This is a genomic window from Kitasatospora sp. MBT66 (assembly GCF_000710405.2).
Classification (GTDB): domain Bacteria; phylum Actinomycetota; class Actinomycetes; order Streptomycetales; family Streptomycetaceae; genus Kitasatospora; species Kitasatospora purpeofusca.
Window position 1 is genome coordinate 1205223 of record NZ_JAIY01000010.1, and the last position, 21058, is coordinate 1226280.

Consider the following 21058-nt stretch of genomic DNA (forward strand, 5'->3'; position numbering starts at 1 on the left):
GCCTTACCCGTTCGGCCCAGCTCCGATCGTGGCGGCGGCCCGCAGTTCGCAGACTCGGACGCGGGGGACCGAAGAACGGGGCGGGTCCAACCGGAAGAGGCATCCTCATGAACAACGGGCTTCGCCGCACGCTCGCGGCCGCCGCAGTGGTATCCCTCGGTCTCGCGCTGTCCTCGTGCGGCAGCGCCAAGGAATCCTCCGGGGGCGGCTCGTCCGGCTCCGCGAGCGGTTCCGCCGGCGGCGGGAGCACGGTCGGCGCGGTCCGGATCGGGCTGCTGCTGCCCGAGACCAAGACCACCCGCTACGAGCAGTTCGACCGGCCGCTGATCGAGCAGAAGATCAAGGAGCTGGCACCGCAGGCGCAGATCGACTACTACAACGCGAACGAGAACGCCACGACCCAGCAGACCCAGGTCGACACCGCGCTCACCAAGGGCGACAAGGTGCTGATCCTGGACGCCGTGGACGCGAAGTCGATCCAGTCCTCCGTCCAGAAGGCGCACGACGCGGGTGTCAAGGTGATCGCCTACGACCGCCTGGCGCAGGGCCCGGTCGACGCCTACGTCTCCTTCGACAACAAGAAGGTCGGCCAGCTCCAGGGCGAGGCCCTGGTCGCCGCCGTCGGCGACAAGGCCGGCTCCGGGTCGATCATCATGATCAACGGCTCGCCGACCGACCCCAACGCGGCCGACTTCAAGGCCGGCGCGCACAGCGCGATCGACGGCAAGCTGAAGATCGGCAAGGAGTACGACACCCCCAACTGGGACCCGAACAACGCCAACCAGGAGGCCTCCGCCGCGATCACCGCGATCGGCGGGCCCAATGTGGTCGGCGTCTACTCGGCCAACGACGGCATGGCCGCCGGCATCGCCACCGCCCTCAAGGCGGCCGGCCTCAGCGTGCCGCTCACCGGCCAGGACGCCCAGCTGGACGGCGTGCAGCGGATCCTGGCGGGCACCCAGACGATGTCGATCTACAAGCCGTTCAAGCCGGAGACCGACATCGCGGCGCAGATGGCGGTGACCTTCGCCCAGGGCAAGCCGCTGGACGCCGCGCTGGTGCCGGTCACGGTCACCAACGGCAGCGGCAACCAGGTCCCGGCCAACCTGATCACCCCGGTCGTCCTGACCAAGGACAACATCAAGACCACCGTGGTGGCCGACGGCCTCTACACCGTGGACCAGATCTGCACCCCGGACTACGTGGCCGCCGTCCCCCCGCCGCCGGAGCAGCCCCCGTTGACCGGCTTCCGGACGGTGGGGATCGCCCTGGGACCCACCTTCTGCTCGGTGGCGGTACAGGAGGGCGCCCGGATCGAGATCGTCCCCAACGGCGAGGGCGCGGAGCGGACCCCGTCCGTGGTCGCCCTGACCGGTACGGCCGGTGACCGGGTGCTGGTCGGCGAACCGGCCCTGCGGCAGGAACTGCTCAACCCGGAGGGCACCTACCGGCTGGCCGGAGCAGATGTGGACCCGGTCATCGCCGACCGCGTCTGCACCGCGTTGCTCGCCAAGCTGAAGCGGGACACCGAGGACCGGCTCGGTGAGCGGGTCGCCCGGGCCACATTCGTCGTCCCGGCCGCCACCAGCGAGGCGGAGCGGCGCCGGATCCGTCGAGCCTGCAGGGCCGTGGGCATCGAGCCGCTGCGATTCATCTCCACCTCGCTCGCCGCCGGGATGGCCTTCGACCGGCAGGTGGGCGACCGGGAGTCGACCCTGCTCGTGGTGGGGCTGGAGGCGACATCCTTGGAGGTCGCTGTGGTCGAGGTCGGCTACGGCATGACGTTCGTGAACGCGATCGCACTCGGGGAGGGGATCGGCAGTGACCGCTGGGTGGCCCGTCTCGCCGACGATCTGCTGACGGAGTTCGAGCACCGGCACGGAGTGCGTCTCGACAGGGATCCGGACGTCCGCCGACGGGTGCAGGAGGCAGCGGGAGCGGCGATGGCGGAACTCGGGTCGGTCGGGGAGACGACCGTCCACCTGCCCTACCTCGCGGACACGCCAGCGGGCCCGGCCGCCCTCGAAACCCCGGTCACCCGCGAGCGGTTCGACCGGATCACCGCCGACCTGCTCACCGCCTGCGCGACAACGGTCGATCGGGCGTTGGCGGAGTCGTGGCGGGAGGACATCGAGCACGTCCTGCTGGTCGGCGCCGGCGCCCGAATCCCTGGGGTGGGCGAGTTGGCGCGCCGGGCCGTCGGACGGCAGGACGTCAACGCCGCTATCACGGCCGACACCCAACTGGCGACCGGAGCGATGCTGCACGCGGGCATGATGACCAAAGCGGCGCGCGACGTGCTCGGGGTGGACATCGCTCCCCGGGCGATCGGCATCGAGACCGAGGACGGGCTGATGAGAGTCCTGGTGCCGGCGAGCACGAGCCTCCCGACGAAGAGGAGCGAGATCTTCACCAGTTCCTCGGTCGACCAGCCGGGGACGAACATCAACGTGTACCAGGGCGGCCACGAGCTCGCGGCCCGGAACAGCCTGCTCGCGAGCTTCCGGCTCTCCGGACTGCCGCCCGCACCGCTCGGGCTGCCGCAGATCGAGGTCACCGCGGACATCGACGCCAACGGCAGGATCTCGGTGTCCGCCAAGGACCTCGGCACCGGCCGGTCCGAGACGCTCACCGACATCACCGGTTCCGAGCCGCCCACGGTGCCGCTGTTCGGTGATCTCCCCGCGGAGTTCCGGCCGCCCGACCCGGTCGAGGAGGAGGAACCGCCCCGGCAGCAGCAGAAGCAGTCCTGACGGGGCCGGGGGTATACCTGGATACACCCCCGCCGGGCAGTTGGACGCAATGTCCGGCCGCCCGCGCCCCGGAAGAGTCGTCGTCGACGGAAGCACGCGAACGAGCGGACCGGAGGCGGACGACATGAGAAACGGAAAGTACCGGGACACGGGCACGGCGGGGCAGGACCGGAGGGTGCCCTGGAAGGCCGAGGCGGGGGTGTTCCTCGCCGTCGCCTTCCTCGGCGCGGGCGCGCTCGGCGTCGTCCAGCCGGCCACCGGGGTCCCGACCGAGGTGGTGCAGCTGACCCAGTTCGGGCCCGCCGCAGGCGTGTTGGCGGTCGCCCTGCTGTGGTCGGAGCGGATCCGCGCCCGGCTCGCCGGCACCGTCCGCGCGGCCCGCGACACCGCCTGGGCGGGCCCCGGCCGCAACCGCGCCGGCCTCCTCCTGCTGCTCACCGCGCCGCTGATCATCGCCCTCGCCGCCGGCGCCTACGCGCTGCTCGACGGCGACGCGCGGCTGACCGGTCCCCGCTCCCTCGCCCACCCCTTCGCGCTGATCGTGCTCGCCCAGCTGGTCGGCGCCTGCGGCGAGGAGATCGGCTGGCGGTGCTACCTGCAGCCGCTGCTGCGCACCCGGTTCGGGCCGCTCGCCGCCCCGGTCGCGGTGGGGCTGCTCTGGGGCGCCTGGCACGTCCAGGTGTTCGCGCAGCGGCCCGGGTACGCGGCCGGGTTCCTGCTGGCCACGGTCGCGATGTCGGTGGTGCTCGGGCTCGGCCTGGAGGGCGTGCGGGCCCACCGGCTGCTGCTCGCGGGCGGCTTCCACACCCTGGTCAACCTCGGGATGCTGCTGACGATGGACGAGGAGGACGGCACGGTGCTGCCGATGGTGCTCTTCGGCGGCGCCTGCCTGCTGGCGGCCGTGCCGTGGGTGCTGCGGGCCCGGCACAACGCCCGGCCGGAGGACGCTCGGGAGCCGTCGGCCGCGCCCGGTAGGATCCCGGCGGCGCCGCACGGGGCGCGCTGAGGTGACGGAACGACGGGCGGGCACAGCGGTGCGGGGGCAGGCGGGCGGGTGGCCGGACGGCACGGTGCGGGCGTTGCTCCGCTGCCAGTTGCTCTCCCTCTACGCCTTCGCCGTGACCGCGCTCGGCGCCCTCGTGGTGGGCGTCATGCTGCTGCTCCCGGTCGGCCTCGGCCGCTCGCTGCTGCCCGGCGCGGCCAGGCGCCTGCGCCGGCTGTCCGACCGCTACCGCTCCTGGGCGACCGACTGGACGGGCACCCGGATCAGCCCGCCCGAGCCGCTGCCGGAGGGGGAGGGCCGACAGCGGGCGGGCGCGGTCCTCGCCGACGAGGGCTTCTGGCAGGACGTCCGCTGGTCCTGGCTGGAGCCGTGGGTGGGCGGGCTGCTGGTCGCCGTCCCGCCGACACTGGCCGGCTTCGGACTGTTCGGCACGCTGGTCCAGCCCTTCGTGTGGCGCCTGCTCGGGCCCGACAACTGGTACGCCTTCGTGCTCGTCGACTCCACCCCCTCGATGCTGGCCGCCGCCGTGCTCGGCCTGCTGTTCGTCGCGGCCGGGCTGCGGCTGGCGCCCGCGGTGCTCGGGCTGCACGCCCGGTGGACCCGGAAGGTCCTCGCCGCGCCGTACACCACCGAACTGGTGCGCCGGGTCGAGCACCTCACCGACACCCGGGCCGAGGTGCTGGACGCGCAGGCGGCCGAACTGCGGCGGATCGAACGCGATCTGCACGACGGCGCGCAGGCCCGGCTGGTCGCCCTCGGCATGACCCTGGACGCCGCGACCCGGCTGCTGGACTCCGACCCGGCCGCCGCCCGCGACCTGCTGCGGGAGGTGCGGGCGAGTTCGGCGCGGGCCCTCCAGGACCTCCGGGACCTGGTGAACGGCATCCACCCGCCGATCCTCACCGACCGGGGCCTCGGCGACGCCGTCCGCTCCCTCGCGCTGGACTGCTTCCTGGACACGCACGTGACCGTCGAACTGCCGGGGCGCTTCCCGGCGCCGGTCGAGGCGGCGGCCTACTTCGCGGTCGCCGAGCTGCTCGCCAACGCGGCCAAGCACGGTGGCGGCCGGGAGGTGACGATCCGGCTGGCGCACGCGGGCGGGACCCTGACCGCCACCGTCGCGGACGACGGCCGCGGCGGTGCGGACCCCGGCGGGGGCAGCGGGCTGCGCGGGGTGGCGCGCCGGCTGAGTACCGTCGACGGAACCCTCGTCCTGCACAGCCCGCCGGGCGGCCCGACCACCGTGACCCTGGAGATACCGTGCGCGTCGTCCTCGCCGAAGACCTCTTCCTGCTCCGGGACGGGCTGATCCGGACGCTGCGGGAGCACGGCTTCGAGGTGGTCGCGGCCGTGGACAACGGTCCGGACCTGCGGCGCGCGCTGCACGAGCAGGAGCCGGACGTCGCGGTGGTGGACGTCCGGCTGCCGCCGTCCTTCACCGACGAGGGGCTGCGGGCCGCGCTGGAGGCGCGCCGCGCCCGCCCGGCCCTGCCGGTGCTGGTCCTCTCCCAGTACGTGGACCGGCTGTACGCGCGGGAGCTGCTGGCCGACGGTCGGGGCGCGATCGGCTATCTGCTGAAGGACCGGGTCACCCGCACCGAGCAGTTCGTGGACGCGGTGCGGACGGTCGCGGGCGGCGGCACGGTGATGGACCCGCAGGTGATCGCGAAGCTGCTGGCGCGCGGCGACGCCCGCGGCAGCACCGCCGAGCTGACGCCGCGTGAGCACGAGGTGCTGCGGCTGATGGCGGAGGGCCGCTCCAACGCGGCGATCACGCGTGCCCTGCACATCAGCGAGAGCGCCGTGGCCAAGCACACCGCGAGCATCTTCGCCAAGCTGCGGATCGAGTCCTCGGCCGACGACAACCGCCGGGTCCTCGCCGTCCTGGCCCACCTGGAGCGCTGATCCGCGCGGCCCACGTGGAACGCCGATCCGCGCACGGTCCAGCCGGAACGCCGATCCGCGCGTGAAACGCCGATCCGTGTGCGTCACTTGACCTTCACACCGGTGTGAAGGTCGATGATGGCCCCATGACGACCTTCGATCCCCGCGCCCTGCTCGAAGCCGCCCGCCTCGGTGTGCTGGCCACGATCAAGTCCGACGGGCGGCCCCAGCTGTCGCCGGTCATGCCGTTCTACGACCGCGCCGCCGAGCGGCTGTACGTCTCGGTGACCGAGGGTCGCGCCAAGACGGCCAATCTGCGCCGCGACCCGCGCGCCGCCCTGGAGGTGACCCGGGCCGACGGCCGGGCCTGGGCCACCGCCGAGGGCACCGTCACCCTGATCGGGCCGGGCGACGACCCGAAGGGCCCCGAGGTGGAGGCCCTGGTCGACTACTACCGCCGGGCGGCCGGCGAGCACCCGGACTGGGACGAGTACCGGTCCGTGATGGTCGCCGACCGCAGGGTCCTGATGGTGCTCGCCGTCGACCACGTCTACGGCGAGCGACTGGGCTGACCCGGACCGGCCCCGTCACGTGGCGGGCGGGCCCCGTCACGTGACGGCCGGCCGGGGAGCCCGCCCCTCAGGCGCGGCCGGCCGCCCGCTGGGTGCGGCGGGCCAGGGAGTCGACGACCACCGCCGCGAGCAGCACCGCACCGGTGATCATGAACTGGATGGCGTTGCTCAGCCCCTGGATGTTCATCCCGGACTGGATCGAGCCGATCACCAGCGCACCGAGCAGCGCCGACCAGGTCGAGCCGCGTCCGCCGAACAGGCTGGTGCCGCCGATGACGCCGGCCGCGATGGCGTTCATCAGCAGGTTGCCGCCGCCGGAGGTCTGGCTCGCCGACTGGATCTGCGCGGCCAGGAACAGGCCGCCGACGGCCGCCATGGTGGAGCAGATGGTGAACACGCTGATCCGGATCCACGACACGTTGATACCGGCCCGCCGGGCGCCCTCGATGTTGCCGCCGAGGGCGAACACCTGCCGGCCGTAGGTGGTGCGCCGCAGTACGAAGTCCAGCACCACGATGAAGACCAGGAAGATCAGCAGGGCCAGCGGCAGGCCCTTGTACTGGTTGAGCGTGTAGGCGGCCAGGAAGGCGACCACCGCGATCGCCGCGGTGCGCAGCGCGATGTCCAGCACGGGACGGGACGGAACCCCGGCGGCCTGGCGCCGCCGGGCGTCCAGCACCGAGGCGCCGAGGCTCCGGGTCGCGGCCGTGCCGGCAACTCGCTCTCGGGGCAACGTCGTCGGTTCCTGTCTCGGGACGGTCCCGGGGCTGGTCCGGGGCTGGTCCAGCCCGGTCCGCTCAGGGTCCGCCGTGGGGACGGCAGCCCTCGGCCGGCCCTCCCCCGGGCATTTGACGTGGGCACTATAACCCGAAGCCCGAGCGGCGCGACCTGCGGGTTTCGGTGCCAAGGATGGTTCGTACCTTGCCTGTTCCGGGGGCGCGGACGAATCGTTCGACGACCCCCGGGGCGGACAGGTCCGGACATCTGCGGACAGCGGTGAACAGCCGTGGGCAGCCGGCGGACAGCAGTGGAAACCCGGGCGCGGCAACGCTCGCACCTGCGCCGTCGGTGGTCCGAAAGGTTCCCGGTCCGGTTCGTACCACTCGCACGAGTGAACTCCCGGGGCTGGGGAATGCGCCTGTGGCTCCGGGGCGTTGGCGGTGTCGAGGGAACGGACGAACGGGGAGGTCGGCATGGCCGGAGCAGTGATCGTCGGAGCGGGACCGGGGATCGGACAGGCAGTGGCGCTGCGGTTCGCGCGGGAGGGCCTGCCGGTCGGCCTGGTCGCACGGAGCGGGGCGACGGCCGAGGCGGTGGCCGAGGCCGTCCGGCAGGCCGGGGGCAAGGCGGCGGTGCGCACCGCCGACAGCACGGACGAGCAGGCGCTGCGGGCCGCGCTCGACGGGCTGGCGGAGGAGCTGGGGCAGCCCGACGCACTGGTGTACAACGCGGCACTGATCCGGCCGGACGCCGTCGGGGAGTCCTCCGCCCGCGAGCAGTTGGACGCCTGGGCGGTCAATGTGGTGGGCGCGCTCACCGCCGCCGCGCACGTCGCACCGGGGATGGCGGAGCGCGGCCGGGGCACCGTGCTGGTGACGGGCGGCATGCCCGAGCCCAAGCCGGAGTACGTCAGCCTCTCCCTCGGCAAGGCGGGCGTGCGCACCCTCGTCACCCTGCTGGACCAGACCTACGGCGCCGCGGGCGTGCACGCGGCCAGTGTGACGGTGGCCGGCGCGGTCGCCCCCGGCACCGCCTTCGACCCGGACGACATCGCGGAGCACTACTGGCGACTGCACACCCAGCCGCGCGGGGCGTGGGAGCAGGAGGTGGTCCACGGGGGCTGACAGCTGATCACGGGGTCTCCTGCCGGAGGGCATCGCGCAGGAGCAGCAGTGCGCGGTGGCGGGCCCGCGCGCGCCGCAGCGCAATCCAGGCGGCGGCGACGAGGGCCAGGCCGGTCACGGCCGTGACCAGCGCCTCCACCGGAGTGCCTCGGAGCACGGCCAGTGCCGTCCCCGCTCCGGCGGTCGCCGCGGCCGCCGCCAGTGCGATCCGGCCGGCCAGCACCCGGTCCCGGGCGTACAGCGGTCGCTTCCTGGTCAGCGTCCAGCTTGCGAAGGCCGCCCAGGCCAGGCCGACGGCGATCAGCCCGGCGAACGCGAGCCGGGTGCGGAGGGGCAGCGACTGCGGCTCGGTGGCCCACAGCACCGCGACCAGGGCCGCTGCGCCGCCGCCCGCCAGGCCCACGGCCAGGTTCCGCACCCGGGCGGCCAGCGAGACCTCGGCCACGAGCGCGCGTTCCAGGCCCTCCGGCACACCGGCCCGTCCGGTGGCGGCGTTCCGCTCGCTCATGCTCCGTACCCCTTCTCGACGAGGGCGCTCCGCAGCATGCGGCGGGCCCGGTGCAGCCTGCTCTTGACGGTGCCGGTCGGGACGCCGAGGACTTCGGCGCACACGGCCAGCGGCAGGTCCTCCAGGTGGAAGAGGATCAGCACCTCCCGCTCCTGCGGCGGGAGGTCGCCGAGGCCTGCCTCCACCTGCATGGTGGTGAGGAGGTCGTCGAGCACCTGGTCGGCCTCGACGGCGGCCTCGGTGTCCGCTGCGGTCGCGGTGCCGGTGCCGGTCTCGCTGCTGGTCTCGGCGGCCCGTGTCCGTGCGGAGGTCTCCGGCGCCCGGTACTCCCGCCGGAGGTGATTGCTGAGCACACGCCGGGCGATGGTGAACAGCCACGGCGCGAACCGCTCCGGCCGCCGGAGTCCGGGCAGCCCGCGCAGCACGGCGACCCAGGTCTCCTGGGAGAGGTCGTCGGCCAGGTGCGGGGAGCCCCCGGACACACCCCGCAGATAGCGCCACAGCGGTGCGTGCCAGACGTCCACCAGCTCGCCGAACGCCTCCCGTTCGCCGAGCTGGCAGCGCACCACCAACAGCGCGTCACGCCGCCCGTCGCCGCCGGCACCCTCGCCGGCTCCTCCGCCGCCCATCGCGCCTCCCCTCTCCGTCCTGCCCGTCCGTCTCACCGGGACAGTCGGCGATTCCGGTGGAAAGGTTCACGGAAGCGCGGGCGGACGCAGCGGGCGTGGGCCTCCGAAGAGCCCACGAGCTTGCGGGGGTTGTCACCGGGACGGGTCCCGGTGATCGGCGACGACCACGACCCGGCCGCGGTCGAGGCCGCCAGGGAGCGCACCGCCGACCGTTCCCGCCGCGAGCGGCTTTCGCGGAGTGCCGATGACGGCCGTCGCTCCTCGCACTCGGCTCGCGCTCGGCTCGCACCCCGCTCGGACTCAGCTCGGACTCGCGACGCTTGAAGACGCGAGCCCACCAGCACCGCGGTCGGCGAACGCCCGGCCGGATGCTTCCGGCCGAGCGTCTCGCGTCCGCAACCGGGATGCAGAGTCGGAGAGGTGGCCGCTCAGGCCACCGGAACCATCCCGAGCAGTTCGCCCAGCCGGCGGACCGTGGCGGGCGACTCGCGGTGCAGTCCGGCGATGTCGAGGCCCTCGTCACCCAGGACCATCAGCAGCGCCCGGTCGCCGATCGCCAGCACCACGACGTAGCCGCCGTCGCAGCGGGTGACCACCTCCCGCAACCCGCCCACGCCGACCTCGGCGGCGGTGCGGCGGCCGAGGCCGAGCATGGCAGCCGACAGAGCGGCGGCCGACTCGGGGTGGACGGCGGCCGTGTCGGCGGCCACCAGCAGGCCGTCGGCGGTGGAGACGACGCTCTCCGAGATGCCCATGACCCGCTCGCGGAGGGACTTCAACTCGTCGACCAGCACGGCGGTCGGCGTCTGGCTGCTCATGGTGTGCTCTTCTCGGTCGTCACGGTCGTGTCGGTTGGCGCTGTCGTTGCGGCGGGCCCGGTGCCGTCGGCGCGCCGGGCGGGCGGTGGACCGCCGGGAGCGGCCGTCGCTCCCCCGGTCCCGGCTCCTCCGGTCACGACTCCCCCGGCCGCTCCGCCCGGGGTCCGTGCGCCGGGGACGCGGCGCGGCAGGGGCTGCCCGTTGTCGGTCGGAAGCGGTGCGCCCGGCGCTGTCCGGGGGGCGACGCTCGGCGCCATCGGGACGGCGTCGGCCGTTTCCCGGTGGAGCAGCTGCCGGGCGTCCATTCGGACGAGGTCGAGCAGCACCGCGAACACGCCCCGCCCCAGCGCGAAGCCGATGTCGCGCGCGGTGCGGCGGCCGGTCGCGGCGGCCAGGATCTCCCGGTGGCGGGCGGGTATCCGGGCGGCGCTGGGCCCCGCGGCCCCTGCCGGCGCCGCGGCGGGCCGGATCCGGGTGCGGGCCAGCTCGCCGGGCGGGCCCCAGGCGCGGGTCAGCAGGGCTGTCCGGCGGGCGGTCTCCTCGAAGAGCCGCTTCGGCTCGATCCCGGGCCGCAGCGCGAGCCCGGCGGGCGGGGCCGCTGCGACGGTCTCCCACTCCCCCGGCGGGCTCAGCACCAGGGCGAAGGCGCCGTCGAAGACGGCGGAGGCGCAGACCGTCTCGAGTTCGGCGGCGCCGATCGAGCCCTGGGCGACCAGGGCCGCGCCGAGGTCGCCGGCCCCGGTGGAGGAGGCGGCCGTCTCCGCCGCCGCCCAGTCCGGCTGGCCGATGCGCCCCGACTTCAGCAGCAGGGTCTCGGCGGTCGGGGCGCCGGGGGTCTCGATCGCCGTGATCAGGCCGCGCTCCAGGTGGATCGTGCCACCGGGTGCGCTGGAGACGACGACCGCGCCGGTGAAGTCCTCGTCCCGCAGTGCCAGCAGGTGCGCGGGCACATTGCGGGCCGGGCGCGAACCGGCCTGGGCCTGGTCGTAGTCGTGGGCATGGGCGGTGCCGTGGGTGTCAGGGGTGTCGGGGCTCATGACACAAAGCCCCGCGCACCGTCGGCGGTCTGGCGCAGCGCCAGTGCCAGGTTGACCCGCGTCCGGTCCAGCACGGTGGCCAGCAGCAGTGGATCGCCCTGACGGGGCAGCACCTGGACCACCTCGTGGTGCCGGGTGCTGGTGACGACGACGCTCTCCAGTTCCCCGTCGGCCCCGGCCTCGCACAGCCGGTCGCCGATCAGGGCGGCCAGCTCGGCCAGTTCGGCCCCGGGGCCGAGCAGCCGATGGTCCCCGCCCGCCCCGTAGGTGAGGCCGGTGGCGGCGTCGACGAGCGCGGCGCCGACCACGCCGGTGGAGCCGAGCACATCGGAGAGGGAGGCTTCGAGTGCGCGCACCGGTACCCCTTCGTGTTCTGAACTGTTGGCAGCGTACTTTATTCCATCATTTCCGCGACGGGGCCGATGCGGGGGACTTCTTGCTACTTTGTTCCCGCACACGGGAGTTCTGCCCCGCAGTTACGCAAAGGACGAACAGCGCATGAACATTGACGACGCACTCAAGGACGCGATGGCCATCGAGGGCGCGATCGGCGTCGCCGTGGCCGACTACGAGAGCGGTATGTCACTCGGTTTCCTCGGCGGCGGGCCGGAGCTGGACCTGGAGGTCGCGGCGGCCGTCAACACCGAGGTCGTGCGGGCCAAGGTGCGGGCGCTGGCCGCGCTGTCGATCGACGACGTCATCGAGGACATCCTGATCACCCTGGGCACCCAGTACCACCTGATCCGCCCGCTCGCGAGCAGCCACGGCTCGCTCTTCCTCTACCTGGCACTGGACCGCTCGCGTGCCAACCTGGCGCTCGCCAGGCACAGCCTCAAGCGCATCGAGACCTCGCTCCAGGTCTGAGCGGCTCCCTGAACCGCCCCCGGTCCGGCGCCGTTCCTTCGTTCCGGAATTCCGGTCCGGACGAACGCGAAGCGTGATGAACCGGCCACAGTGCCACAGCCGTAGGAATTGATCCGCGAATAGCCGCAGGTACACCTCAATCATTGAATGGCGTAATCCTTCGGTGACTGGGCGTCATTCTCGCGCCGGCCGAGTCGGCCCCGCGGAGTGGAATGTCGGCGCCGTCGACGTTCCACTCCGAGCGGCGGTCGGCTCGGAATTCACCGGGCAATTGACCGGCTTCGTGGAGTGACCGAGCGGCGCGGCTCCCCGGACCGGCACGTCCCGCCGCCATGTCCCGCCCGCACCGCAGGACTTCCACAACTCCGTCACAACACCGCCGAGTTGCTCCCCGTCGACCGACGGCCCTGGCAGCATCCCCACTGGGGGCCGGGGCGGTGCCCGGGGCGCGATCGTGGGGGCAGCGATGGAGACGTGGATGAGAGACCCGGGAGCGTCCGGCCGCAGCCGGCGGACGCGGGCCTCCCTGCCGACAGGTGCCCTCCTGCTCCAGGGGCTTTTCGTCCTGGCGGGGCTGGCCGTCACCGCGCTCGGCTTCGGGCTGTTCCTCGACGCCCACGAGGAGATGCACGGCTACCGGACCGCGCCGGCCTGTGACACGGCCGCCGAGCCGGGGCCGGACTGCAACCGTTACGAGACCGGCAGGGTGACGGCCCGGAAGAACGACGGCGAGTACCGGCTGACCGTGGCGCGCGAAGCAGCACCCAAGGAGACGTACAACGTCGACCAGGACTTCTACGACGACGTGCAGATCGGTACGGAGGTACGGGTGACGGTCTTCCACGCGCGAGCGGTCGAGATCTCCGAGCGCGGGCACCACGCCGACAGCCTCCAGGACCCCCATCTGCCCGCCCTGGAGGTGGCGGCCCTGATCGCCGTGGGGTCGGCGCTGACGGTGCACGGCCTGGCTCGGTCGCGCGACAGTGACGCCGGTCTGCTCTCCGGACTCGGGATCGGGTTCCTCACCTTCGTCGTCGGCTCGATGCTGCTGCAGCTGCCGTTGCCGCTCGCCGTCACCCTGGGCATCCCCCTCGTCGGCTGGGTCACCTTTGTCGCCATCGCCGCGACGCGCGCCTGAGCAGCGAGGCCGCCCAACACTTTCTCAGGCTCCGGGCAGCAGCCGGACCTCCGCGCCGTCCGTCCGCGCGCCCGGTTTGCTCCACCAGTGGTCGTACCGGCGGTAGACGTGCGGTTCGCGCCCGGCGAGCAGCGCCGTCAGCGAGCGGGCCTCGGCGGCGAGCTGCTCCCACGCCGCGTCCGGCAGCGGGTGGAACGCCGTCGCCTCGACGCCGCCCTCGACCGTGCGCCACACCCCGGCCACCCGGCCGTCCACGAGCAGGGTCGGCAGCACATCGCCGTTGCGCCTGATCACCAGGGCGCGGTACTCCGGCGGGATGACCCGGCTCCGGTCGGCGTAGGCCAGCAGGACGCTGTCCCACATCGCCATCAGCCGGGCCGGCACCGGCAGGTCCTCGTCCGGCAGCGTCGCCCCCGGGAGGTCGTACAGCTCCGCGCCGCCCGGCCCCTCCAGGCGCTCGACCCCGCCCTCGGCCGCCAGCACCCGCAGCGCCTCCTTGGCCCGGCCCCGCTGCACCAGCGCGAACTGCGCCACGTCCGCCACCGAGGCAGGACCGAAACCGGCCAGGTACCGCCGCACCAGCGTCCGCAGCGAGGCCGCGTACACCTCCGGATCGCCGAGCACCGGCCGGACCGGCGGGGCGACGTAGGAGAGCCGGTGGCCGAACGACCACTGCCCCTCCCCCGGCGCGCGCAGCAACGGCGCCACCTGCCGCAGCCCCCACCAGGCCGGCGCCGCCGCCTCGGCACCGATCCGCCCGGCGAGCCAGGTCTCGAACTCCGGGGCGGCGCGCGGACGGTCGCCGAAGTCCAGCACGTCCGCGACCAGCGCGTCCCCGTCGGCGGCGGTCAGCCCGGAGGCCGTGAACCGGTCGTCGCCCAGCCGGGCGCCCCGCACCGAGGGGTGCACGGCCTCCCGGAACGTCGCGAAGTCGTCGACGTGCACGGCGTGCAGGGTGATCCGCATCAGCGTGGACCGCACGATCCCCAGCTCCGCGAAGGCCCGGTCCAGCTCGGCGGGGTCGAAGCCGGCCACCCGGTTCCACAGCGCGAGGTAGGGCGAGGCCGTCTGCTGCGCCTGGAGCGCGACCACCCGCCGCACCGCCTCGGCGACGCCGATCTCCTCCCGCCGCACCAGCAGCTGCCGTTCGAGCGTGGCCCGGTTGAGCTGCCCCGCGGTGATGGTCACGTCCATGCCCTTCTCGTCGTCCGCCCTGCCCGGTGCACCCCCGGCGAATGTCGGAGCTGGAGCCTAGCCGCAGGGTCCGACAGTCCCGCCGCCGTCGAACCCCGGGGGTCCGGAGTCGGGTTCACCGGGTTCCCCGGGTTCAGCGGCGCGACAGGGCTGCGGCGGTGGATGATGCCGGTGTGACCTCGACGCAGCCTCTCCTGTACGCGGCCCCCTCGGCGTTCACGATCGAGCGCGTCCGCACCCTGGTGCAGCAGGTCGGGCCGGAGGCGCCGACCGTGGAGTACAAGGAGAAGCTCGGGCCGACCCTCGCGCGAGGGGTGGCGGCGCTGGCCAACACCTACGGCGGGCTGCTGCTGGTCGGCGTCAGCGACCAGCGCAAGATCACCGGGGTGAAGGAGAAGACGATCGAAGCGGTGGCCGAGCACTGCGCCGCCAAGATCGAGCCGCCGTGGACACCGGAGATCATCCCCGTCCCGCTCGGCGACGACTCCGACCTGTACGTGCTGGTCCTGCGGATCGTGCCGGGCACCTACCCGCGACCGTTGCTGGTCGACGGCGTCGCCTACGTCCGCCACCAGAACACCACCCACCCCGCCGACTGGCACCGCTTGGGCCAGCTCTTCGCCGAGCAGGCCGCCGCGTCGGAGGAGGTCTGGGATCTGCAGGCCCCGCAGATCCCCCAGCAGCCCGGCGGCGGCACCGACGAGGCAGTCGACTTCGTGCTGCGCAGCGGGATCAGCCTCCCCGTCGCCGCCGCGAAGTGGCGGCCGCTGTCCGAGCGCGCCGTCACCTCGCTCGCCGACGTGCTCGACGGCTCCCGGCTGGCGCACGTGATGGCCGCCATGGCGCCCGGCCCGTCCAACACCACCGTCACGACCGGGTTCCGCCGGGCCGGGCTCAACCGCTCACGTTCGGTGCGTCTGGCCTGGTCGGCCTGCCCCGACACCTGGCCCGCCCACCGGCCGCGGCCCGTCGAGGCACAGGCCGCACTGGAAATCCCGGGCGGTTACGGGACCTTCGGCCAGCGCCTGACCCTCCAGGTCGATGTCACCGTCCGCACCAGCACCATGGCCGTGGGGCTCCCGCGGGCACCGGCACACCGGCCGGTCACCCTGCTCGAGACCGCTCACCTGATCGATGCCCTGGCCGAGGCGCTGACCTCTCCGGAGCTGGTTGCGGCGCTGGCCGAGCTCGCCGGCGTCGACGCCTACGCCGTTACCCAGCCGCGCAACCTCCACCTGGTCACCGCCCGGCCCCTGAGCAGTGTGCTGGACACCGCGGCCCTCACAGCGATCCGCGGCGCCGGCACGAGCCACGGCGCGCACCTGCTCGCCGACCCCGCACGCGACCTCGCCGACCCGGCCCAGCGCTGGACCCAGGTCCTGCAGTGGATCGAGCAGATCGCCCTCGACGGCGGGCTGACCGGCGCCGAACGCCTCCTGCAGCACCTCACCGCACCCTCGCCCGGCCCGGGCCGCTGACGGCACGGCACCTCCTGGCCGCCCGGCCGCGCGTCAGCGGCCGGGAGCGGCACCGTCCCGAAGAGCTTCCGCCCTCGGGTCAGGGGCCGGACTGATCCGTGCGGACTCGTCCGGCGTGACGGGTGGCTAGCCGGCGAGCGGCTCGGTGAGCACTCCGGCGAAGCCGTCCAGCAGCGCCCGGTTGACGTTCCCGGCCTCCGGGGTGTCGGCGTGGATGGTGTTGACGAACAGGCCGTCGTCGGTGCGGTGCAGCCAGTGCAGGATCCCGTTGCAGCCGGACACCCACACATGCATCCGGGCCTGTTGGGCGGCGTGCCGGTCCGCGCCGGGGAGCCTGCGGCAGTCGATGTAGGAGAAGAAGTTCACCGCGTACGGCCAGTAGCGCAGTGACGCGTACTCGGCCGGGGCCAGCAGCTTCCACGCCTTGACGAAGTGCACCGCCGCGTGGGCCTGCACCTGCGCGTAGGCGTCCTGGGCCTCGGCGAGCACGTCACCGAGGCCGGCCTGCGGCCCGACGGGGAACTCGATCGGCAGGGTGTTGATGAACCACCCCATCGACTCCGCGTAGTCACCCCGGCCGCGTTCGTTGAACGGCATCAGCCCGCGGTACACCGCCGGCCCGCCCAACTCCCGGAGGGCGAGCGCGACGCTCGCCAGCAGCCCCATCGACAGCCGCCCGCCCAACTCCCGGCAGGCGGTGCCGAACTCCTCGACCTGCTGGGCGCTCAGCAGCCTCTCGGTGCTCGCCACCGGCGCGTACAACTGCCCGGGCCGGACCCCGAGGTCGAGCGGAAAGCGCGGGAAGAGGCCGCCGTTGCGTTCGCAGAACGCCCGCCAGTGGTCCAGCCGCGCGTCGTCGGCGCGCATCGCCCGGTTGGCCCGGCGCTGGGTGCGGCTGAACTCCAGGTAGCTCCCGGGCTGCTGGGCCGCAGCCGGGGCGACGGGCGGCTCGGCCTCGACGGCGGACGTGAGGTCCCGGTACGCCGTCGCGATGTCGTTGATGGCGATCGCGCTGGAGAGGCCGTCGGTGACCAGGTGGTCGCAGGAGAACCAGACGGTTGTGGACCCGGGCCGCACCACCGCACCCATCGTGATCAGCGGCCAGGAGAGGGTGTCCACCTCCTGGAACGCCTCCTGGAGGTGCCGGGTCACCTGCGCGCCGGTCTCCAACGGGCCGCCGTAGACGTGCTTGAGGGCCACCTCGTCCGGGGTGAGGACCTCGCAGCCGAGGTCCCCCGCCAGCGGCTGGTAGATCGCCCGCAGCACCTCGTGCCGCTGCACCAGGTGGAGCAGGGCGGCCGCCAGAGCGTCCAGGTCCACCTGGCCGGTGAGTTCGAAGCTCGCCGCTACGTACGACCGGATCGGATCGTCGACGCTCTGCGCGTACTGGGCGACGGTGAAATGTTTCGCCTGGTTGTAGCCGGTCATCCGGCGCGGGGCGGGTCCCTCCGCACCGGTCAGGGGGACAAGATGCCACCGGTGGGCCTCACCTGGGCCGATCTCGGAGTCCTCGACTGAGATCTGGAGCATGCTGCCCTCTTTTGCTGCTGTCGTGATCAGATGCCGTCGGGAGCGGTTGAGCACCGCCCTGCCACTCGGTGCCATACCAACGCAGCTTCTTGGCCATCGGATACGCGCAGCGGCCGATCGGGTGACGTGGCCCCCGGTGGTGGCGCGCTGTCCGCCGCACGCCGGGCCCGTGGCCGTCGGACCGGGCCTGCCGGTCCGACAGCCACGGACGTCAGGACAGCGCCGCTCCCCCGTCGAGGGTGAGCACGGTGCCGGTCGCGTAGCCGTTGTTCAGGAGGTAGAGGTAGGCCGCCGCGGCCTCCTCCGGGGTGCCGACCCGCTGCACGGGGAGGCCGCTGCCCTGCGCCTGGAGGAAGGCCTCCGGATCCGGCACGGTGCTGTCCCAGAGCTCGGTGCGAACCGCCCCGAGGCGGACGGCGTTCACCCGCAGCGGCGCGAGTTCCAGGGCCAGGGCCCGCGTCACGCCCTCGACGGCCGCGGTGATGCTCGCGCCGAGCAGGGCCCCGGGGACGGGCCGGGTGGCGAAGGCGCCGGAGGTGAGGGTGATCGAACCGCCGGAACGGAGCTTCGGCGTCGCGTACTTGGCGGCGAGCAGGGCGCCCCAGAACCGGCGCTCGAAGAACTCCCGGGACTCCCCGGTGGTGAGTTCGGCGAGCGGCTTCAGCAGCAGGGGCTCGCCCGCCGTGTAGACGAGGTGGTCGAACTCGCCGATCCGGTCGAAGAAGGCGACGATCGCGGCCTCGTCGGCGACGTCCAGCACGATGCCCTCGGCCTGGCCGCCGAGCTTCTTCACCGCCAGGTCGACCCGGTCCTGCTTGCTGGAGGCGACGACCACGTTCGAGCCCTGGGCCGCCGCGGCCTGCGCGACGGCGAATCCGACGCCGGAGGTACCGCCGATGACGACGACGCGTTGGGTGTCTGCTGTGTTGTTCATGCCGAGGACGCTACGGGTCACTGATCGAGACAGTGAATGACGTGAAGTCTCGATTCTCTGTCCGATCGTCTCAGTACTGGCGCGCTAGGGTGGGCGAATGGACATCCTCAGCGACACCCTCGCCGCTCTGCGCACCGGGCGCCCGTCCGTCGTCCGCACGGACGCGCGGGCGCCGTGGGGTGTGCGCTTCCAGCCCATCTCGGGAGCCGGGTTCCACGTCGTCGTCGAGGGACGATGCGTTCTGCTGCCGGTCGGCGGCGATCCGATCGAACTGGGCCCCGGTGATGTGGTGTTCCTGCGGCGCGGAACCGATCACGCCATCTGCGACGCGATCGCGAGCGAGCCGGTGGCCTTCGTGCCCGACCGCGTCGACAGGTCCTCGCCGATCGGGTCCTTCACCGTCGGGGACGGCGGCGCTCGCAGCGTGCTGGTGTGCGGGGCCTACCACCTGGACATCGACCGGCCGCATCCGCTGCTCGGCGATCTCCCGGAGGTCATCCACCTCCCGGCCGGCCCGGGCCGCCATCCGGCACTGCGCTCGGCGGTCGACCAGCTGTGCGCCGAGATCCACCGGCCGCAGCCGGGTTCGGACTCGGTGGTCACGGCGCTCGTCGACCTGCTGCTGCTGTACATCCTGCGGTCCTGGTACGCCGAGTTGCCGAGGGAGCAGACACAGGGCTGGGCGTCCGCGCTGAACGATCCGTTGATCGCGCCCGCGCTGAAGGCGATCCACGACGACCCCGCGCATCCCTGGACCGTCGAGTCGCTGGGCGGCCGGGCCGGACTGTCCCGGGCGGCGTTCGCCCGGCGGTTCAGTGCGGTGGTCGGCGAGCCGCCGCTGAGCTATCTGACGACCTGGCGGATGGCGATCGCGGCGCGGATGCTGCGCGAGACGGGCGATTCGCTGGGTGCCGTGGCCGAGAACGCCGGCTACACCTCGGAGTTCGCGTTCGCGAGGGCGTTCAAGCGGCACTTCGGCGCCCCGCCCGGGGCGTATCGGCGGGAGCGGCGGGCGGTATCGGCCCTGTGATGCGTCAGACGGTGCCGAACTCGCCTGCCTGAATGGCGGCGACGAACGCGTTCCAGGCTTCGGAGGGGAAGGCGAGGACGGGACCGGAGGGGTCCTTGGAGTCACGAACAGGGACGAGACCGGGGACGTCGGGTGCGACCTCGACGCATTCGCCACCGTTGTCGCTGTAGGAACTCTTGCGCCAGCTCACATGGTTCATGGCACTGACGGTAGCGCGGACCCATCAACACATCGGCCCCGACCGGGAATCCGGTCGGAGCCGATGGTGAGTTCAGGTCAGACGGTGCCGAACTCGCCCGCCTGCACACCGGCGACGAAGGACTGCCAGGCATCGGAGGGGAAGAGGAGAGCGGGGCCAGCCGGGTCTTTGGAGTCGCGGACCGGGACGAGGCCCGGGAAGTCGGGGGTGACCTCGATGCAGTTGCCGCCGTTCTGGCTGTAGCTGGACTTCACCCAGGTGGCGCCGGTCGGGTCTAGAGGGAGGGTGCGGCTCATGGTCGGAGATCCTTCCGGGCTGCGCGGATCATTTCGAGGGATGCCACATCCGAACTGGCTCCCACTTGGAGCCGATCGTAGTCCCTCGCCCAGAGGGTGACCCGGTGGGATTCCCTGGTGAGATAGCCGCGTTCCTGGGACTCCGTGTACCCCAGCATGCTGCGATCGGCCAAGGTCAGTAGAACCACTGGCAATGCGAGGGATCTGCGCTCACCCATGGAGAACGGTGCCACCTGAATGATGGTCCGGGGGCGGTTCGCCAGCTCGGCGAGATGATCGAGCTGTTCGCGCATCACGCCTGCGCCACCCACCGTGCGACGAAGGCAACTCTCGTCGAGCACGGCATGGACCAGTGGTGATTCCTTGCCGTTGAGCCGCTGTTGGCGGCTCAGGAGGTAGGCAACCCTCCCGTCGGCTTCCTCCTCGGTGATGGCTCCTCGCCTCACATCCGCAGAAGCCAGCGTCTCTGCGTAGGCCTTGGTCTGGAACAGTCCAGGAATGACACCGAGTTCGAACTGCCTCAGCTCTACGGCCTTCGCCTCTTGCGCCACGTACTCGGGAAATCCCTCCAGAAGGGCCGGTCCGGCGAGACTCCAGAACATCAGTTCCAGAGTCCCACCAGTCTCCAGTACTTCGTCGGCCAGGCGCACCCAGTCAAGTGTGGGAACGCGCGTACCTCTTTCGAGGTTCGAAATCTGACTGTCACTCAAGTTCGTGAGGCGACCGAGCTGCACCTGGTTCAGCCCTGCCGCCTTACGTGACCTGCGGAGTTGAACGCCGAAGGCTGCAAGGGGAGATGTTGAAGGATCGAGCTTTGTCTCTCGCATGATCAGACCTCTTTGATCCCTGAATCCCACAGAGAAATCTGTCAAGTGGGGATGCCTTCCGATCCTAGGGTGCGCAGGTCCACCATGGCTACACCCCGTGAGAAACCGGGGACCCAGCGCAACCAGTGGAGCCCCCATGCCCGTCTACACCCCTGCCGTCGGCGAGGTCGTCCGTGACCTCGCGCACCTCGACACCTCCGGCAAGCCCCTCGAAGCGGTCTACATGGACACCCTCGCCGGGCTCGTCTACCTCCGCCACGAGGCCGGCGGCTGCGAGTGGACCACCAAACCCAACCGCATCCAGGCCCTGCCCAGCCCCCGCTTCCTCAGCGTCCAGCACCCCAGCCGGCCCCGCATCTCCGACGTGGCGTGAACCGCCCCCTGCGACTCGTCGTCGCCGCCGTCACCGTCCCCACCCTCAGCGCCTGCGCCGCCGCCCTCGTCTGCCGGCCCATCCACGACGGACCCCTCGGACCCCAACTCCTCATCTTCGGCCTCGTCCTCGCCACCGGCATCAGCG

General features: G+C 72.6%; 21 protein-coding genes and 3 pseudogenes. 12 read left to right on the forward strand and 12 right to left on the reverse strand.

What is annotated here, in order from left to right; all coding sequences use genetic code 11:
• Window positions 1-107: 107 nt before the first annotated feature.
• The 6 genes and pseudogenes from BI06_RS53940 to BI06_RS29915 form a co-directional block, all read left to right on the forward strand.
• Window positions 108-1211: pseudogene (locus BI06_RS53940) on the forward strand (sugar ABC transporter substrate-binding protein); the annotation flags it as partial.
• 57 nt (window positions 1212-1268) lie between these two features.
• A pseudogene (locus BI06_RS53945) lies at window positions 1269-2753 on the forward strand (Hsp70 family protein); the annotation flags it as partial.
• Window positions 2754-2877: 124 nt separating this feature from the next.
• Entirely contained in the window at window positions 2878-3759 is an 882-nt protein-coding gene (locus BI06_RS29900) for a CPBP family intramembrane glutamic endopeptidase (protein WP_082558744.1), read from the forward strand.
• Window position 3760: 1 nt separating this feature from the next.
• Window positions 3761-5065, forward strand: a complete 1305-nt coding sequence (locus tag BI06_RS29905) for a histidine kinase (protein ID WP_233290324.1) — start codon at window positions 3761-3763, stop codon at window positions 5063-5065.
• The gene (locus tag BI06_RS29910; protein ID WP_030398394.1) at window positions 5017-5661 is read left to right on the forward strand and encodes a response regulator transcription factor; all 645 of its coding nucleotides are present in this window, start codon (window positions 5017-5019) and stop codon (window positions 5659-5661) included. Before BI06_RS29905 ends, BI06_RS29910 begins: the two co-directional genes overlap by 49 nt.
• Window positions 5662-5786: 125 nt before the next feature.
• Window positions 5787-6212, forward strand: coding sequence for a PPOX class F420-dependent oxidoreductase (locus BI06_RS29915; protein WP_043472701.1), 426 nt, complete (start codon window positions 5787-5789; stop codon window positions 6210-6212).
• Between the two features lie 67 nt (window positions 6213-6279).
• On the opposite strand, the pseudogene BI06_RS29920 reads toward BI06_RS29915, so the two are convergent.
• A pseudogene (locus BI06_RS29920) lies at window positions 6280-6903 on the reverse strand (sugar ABC transporter permease); the annotation flags it as partial.
• 502 nt (window positions 6904-7405) lie between these two features.
• Between BI06_RS29920 and BI06_RS29925 the strand changes: the two are divergent.
• Window positions 7406-8056: an SDR family NAD(P)-dependent oxidoreductase gene (locus BI06_RS29925; protein WP_043472704.1), complete on the forward strand. Its 651-nt coding sequence runs from the start codon at window positions 7406-7408 to the stop codon at window positions 8054-8056.
• Window positions 8057-8063: 7 nt separating this feature from the next.
• On the opposite strand, the gene BI06_RS29930 is transcribed toward BI06_RS29925, so the two are convergent.
• The 5 genes from BI06_RS29930 to BI06_RS29950 form a co-directional block, all read right to left on the reverse strand.
• Window positions 8064-8564, reverse strand: coding sequence for a hypothetical protein (locus BI06_RS29930; protein ID WP_043472707.1), 501 nt, complete (start codon window positions 8562-8564; stop codon window positions 8064-8066).
• Window positions 8561-9193: an RNA polymerase sigma factor gene (locus BI06_RS29935; RefSeq protein ID WP_051742118.1), complete on the reverse strand. Its 633-nt coding sequence runs from the start codon at window positions 9191-9193 to the stop codon at window positions 8561-8563. Before BI06_RS29935 ends, BI06_RS29930 begins: the two co-directional genes overlap by 4 nt.
• 428 nt (window positions 9194-9621) lie before the next feature.
• A complete protein-coding gene (locus BI06_RS29940) occupies window positions 9622-10011 on the reverse strand; it encodes a roadblock/LC7 domain-containing protein (RefSeq protein ID WP_030398414.1) in 390 nt (129 codons plus the stop codon).
• The gene (locus BI06_RS29945; RefSeq protein ID WP_063795034.1) at window positions 10008-11048 is read right to left on the reverse strand and encodes a hypothetical protein; all 1041 of its coding nucleotides are present in this window, start codon (window positions 11046-11048) and stop codon (window positions 10008-10010) included. Before BI06_RS29945 ends, BI06_RS29940 begins: the two co-directional genes overlap by 4 nt.
• Window positions 11045-11404: a hypothetical protein gene (locus BI06_RS29950; RefSeq protein ID WP_030398416.1), complete on the reverse strand. Its 360-nt coding sequence runs from the start codon at window positions 11402-11404 to the stop codon at window positions 11045-11047. Before BI06_RS29950 ends, BI06_RS29945 begins: the two co-directional genes overlap by 4 nt.
• A gap of 142 nt (window positions 11405-11546) precedes the next feature.
• Between BI06_RS29950 and BI06_RS29955 the strand changes: the two genes are divergently transcribed.
• Window positions 11547-11912, forward strand: a complete 366-nt coding sequence (locus tag BI06_RS29955; RefSeq protein ID WP_043472709.1) for a hypothetical protein — start codon at window positions 11547-11549, stop codon at window positions 11910-11912.
• 478 nt (window positions 11913-12390) lie between these two features.
• Window positions 12391-13050, forward strand: a complete 660-nt coding sequence (locus tag BI06_RS29960) for a hypothetical protein (protein WP_043472711.1) — start codon at window positions 12391-12393, stop codon at window positions 13048-13050.
• Window positions 13051-13074: 24 nt separating this feature from the next.
• Here BI06_RS29960 and BI06_RS29965 read toward each other — a convergent pair whose 3' ends face one another.
• The gene (locus BI06_RS29965; protein WP_043473525.1) at window positions 13075-14238 is read right to left on the reverse strand and encodes a winged helix DNA-binding domain-containing protein; all 1164 of its coding nucleotides are present in this window, start codon (window positions 14236-14238) and stop codon (window positions 13075-13077) included.
• 179 nt (window positions 14239-14417) lie between these two features.
• Here BI06_RS29965 and BI06_RS46865 point away from each other — a divergent pair, with 179 nt between their 5' ends.
• On the forward strand, window positions 14418-15722 hold the full coding sequence (locus BI06_RS46865) for a helix-turn-helix domain-containing protein (RefSeq protein ID WP_051742120.1): 1305 nt from the start codon (window positions 14418-14420) through the stop codon (window positions 15720-15722).
• Window positions 15723-15848: 126 nt separating this feature from the next.
• Here the strand turns inward: BI06_RS46865 and BI06_RS29975 are convergent, their stop codons facing one another.
• Together BI06_RS29975 and BI06_RS29980 are read right to left on the reverse strand one after the other, a co-directional pair.
• Window positions 15849-17252, reverse strand: a complete 1404-nt coding sequence (locus tag BI06_RS29975) for a condensation domain-containing protein (RefSeq protein WP_051742122.1) — start codon at window positions 17250-17252, stop codon at window positions 15849-15851.
• 211 nt (window positions 17253-17463) lie between these two features.
• Window positions 17464-18186, reverse strand: a complete 723-nt coding sequence (locus BI06_RS29980; RefSeq protein WP_043472714.1) for an SDR family oxidoreductase — start codon at window positions 18184-18186, stop codon at window positions 17464-17466.
• 97 nt (window positions 18187-18283) lie between these two features.
• On the opposite strand from BI06_RS29980, the gene BI06_RS29985 reads away from it, so the two are divergent.
• Complete coding sequence (locus BI06_RS29985) at window positions 18284-19216, forward strand: AraC family transcriptional regulator (RefSeq protein ID WP_043472717.1); 933 nt, start codon at window positions 18284-18286, stop codon at window positions 19214-19216.
• A 4-nt stretch (window positions 19217-19220) separates the two neighbouring features.
• On the opposite strand, the gene BI06_RS29990 is transcribed toward BI06_RS29985, so the two are convergent.
• From BI06_RS29990 to BI06_RS30000, 3 genes are all read right to left on the reverse strand, one after another.
• Window positions 19221-19415, reverse strand: coding sequence for a DUF397 domain-containing protein (locus tag BI06_RS29990; protein WP_030398425.1), 195 nt, complete (start codon window positions 19413-19415; stop codon window positions 19221-19223).
• 77 nt (window positions 19416-19492) lie between these two features.
• Window positions 19493-19711, reverse strand: coding sequence for a DUF397 domain-containing protein (locus tag BI06_RS29995; RefSeq protein ID WP_043472720.1), 219 nt, complete (start codon window positions 19709-19711; stop codon window positions 19493-19495).
• Complete coding sequence (locus BI06_RS30000) at window positions 19708-20538, reverse strand: helix-turn-helix transcriptional regulator (protein ID WP_030398427.1); 831 nt, start codon at window positions 20536-20538, stop codon at window positions 19708-19710. Before BI06_RS30000 ends, BI06_RS29995 begins: the two co-directional genes overlap by 4 nt.
• 136 nt (window positions 20539-20674) lie before the next feature.
• Here BI06_RS30000 and BI06_RS30005 point away from each other — a divergent pair, with 136 nt between their 5' ends.
• Window positions 20675-20911 (forward strand): hypothetical protein, encoded by a 237-nt coding sequence (locus tag BI06_RS30005; protein WP_043472723.1) that lies wholly within the window; start codon window positions 20675-20677, stop codon window positions 20909-20911.
• The last annotated feature ends 147 nt before the right edge of the window (window positions 20912-21058 follow it).

Bases quoted from the DNA above. Each gene is read 5' to 3' on its own strand.
- BI06_RS29960 (WP_043472711.1), top strand. From the start codon at position 12,391: ATGAGAGACCCGGGAGCGTCCGGCCGCAGCCGGCGGACGCGGGCCTCC.
- BI06_RS29900 (WP_082558744.1), top strand. From the start codon at position 2,878: ATGAGAAACGGAAAGTACCGGGACACGGGCACGGCGGGGCAGGACCGG.
- BI06_RS30005 (WP_043472723.1), top strand. From the start codon at position 20,675: ATGCCCGTCTACACCCCTGCCGTCGGCGAGGTCGTCCGTGACCTCGCG.
- BI06_RS29995 (WP_043472720.1), bottom strand. From the start codon at position 19,711: ATGAGCCGCACCCTCCCTCTAGACCCGACCGGCGCCACCTGGGTGAAG.
- BI06_RS29955 (WP_043472709.1), top strand. From the start codon at position 11,547: ATGAACATTGACGACGCACTCAAGGACGCGATGGCCATCGAGGGCGCG.
- BI06_RS29940 (WP_030398414.1), bottom strand. From the start codon at position 10,011: ATGAGCAGCCAGACGCCGACCGCCGTGCTGGTCGACGAGTTGAAGTCC.
- BI06_RS29945 (WP_063795034.1), bottom strand. From the start codon at position 11,048: ATGAGCCCCGACACCCCTGACACCCACGGCACCGCCCATGCCCACGAC.
- BI06_RS29985 (WP_043472717.1), top strand. From the start codon at position 18,284: ATGGACATCCTCAGCGACACCCTCGCCGCTCTGCGCACCGGGCGCCCG.
- BI06_RS29980 (WP_043472714.1), bottom strand. From the start codon at position 18,186: ATGAACAACACAGCAGACACCCAACGCGTCGTCGTCATCGGCGGTACC.
- BI06_RS30000 (WP_030398427.1), bottom strand. From the start codon at position 20,538: ATGCGAGAGACAAAGCTCGATCCTTCAACATCTCCCCTTGCAGCCTTC.
- BI06_RS29925 (WP_043472704.1), top strand. From the start codon at position 7,406: ATGGCCGGAGCAGTGATCGTCGGAGCGGGACCGGGGATCGGACAGGCA.
- BI06_RS29915 (WP_043472701.1), top strand. From the start codon at position 5,787: ATGACGACCTTCGATCCCCGCGCCCTGCTCGAAGCCGCCCGCCTCGGT.
- BI06_RS29935 (WP_051742118.1), bottom strand. From the start codon at position 9,193: ATGGGCGGCGGAGGAGCCGGCGAGGGTGCCGGCGGCGACGGGCGGCGT.
- BI06_RS29930 (WP_043472707.1), bottom strand. From the start codon at position 8,564: ATGAGCGAGCGGAACGCCGCCACCGGACGGGCCGGTGTGCCGGAGGGC.
- BI06_RS29975 (WP_051742122.1), bottom strand. From the start codon at position 17,252: ATGCTCCAGATCTCAGTCGAGGACTCCGAGATCGGCCCAGGTGAGGCC.
- BI06_RS29990 (WP_030398425.1), bottom strand. From the start codon at position 19,415: ATGAACCATGTGAGCTGGCGCAAGAGTTCCTACAGCGACAACGGTGGC.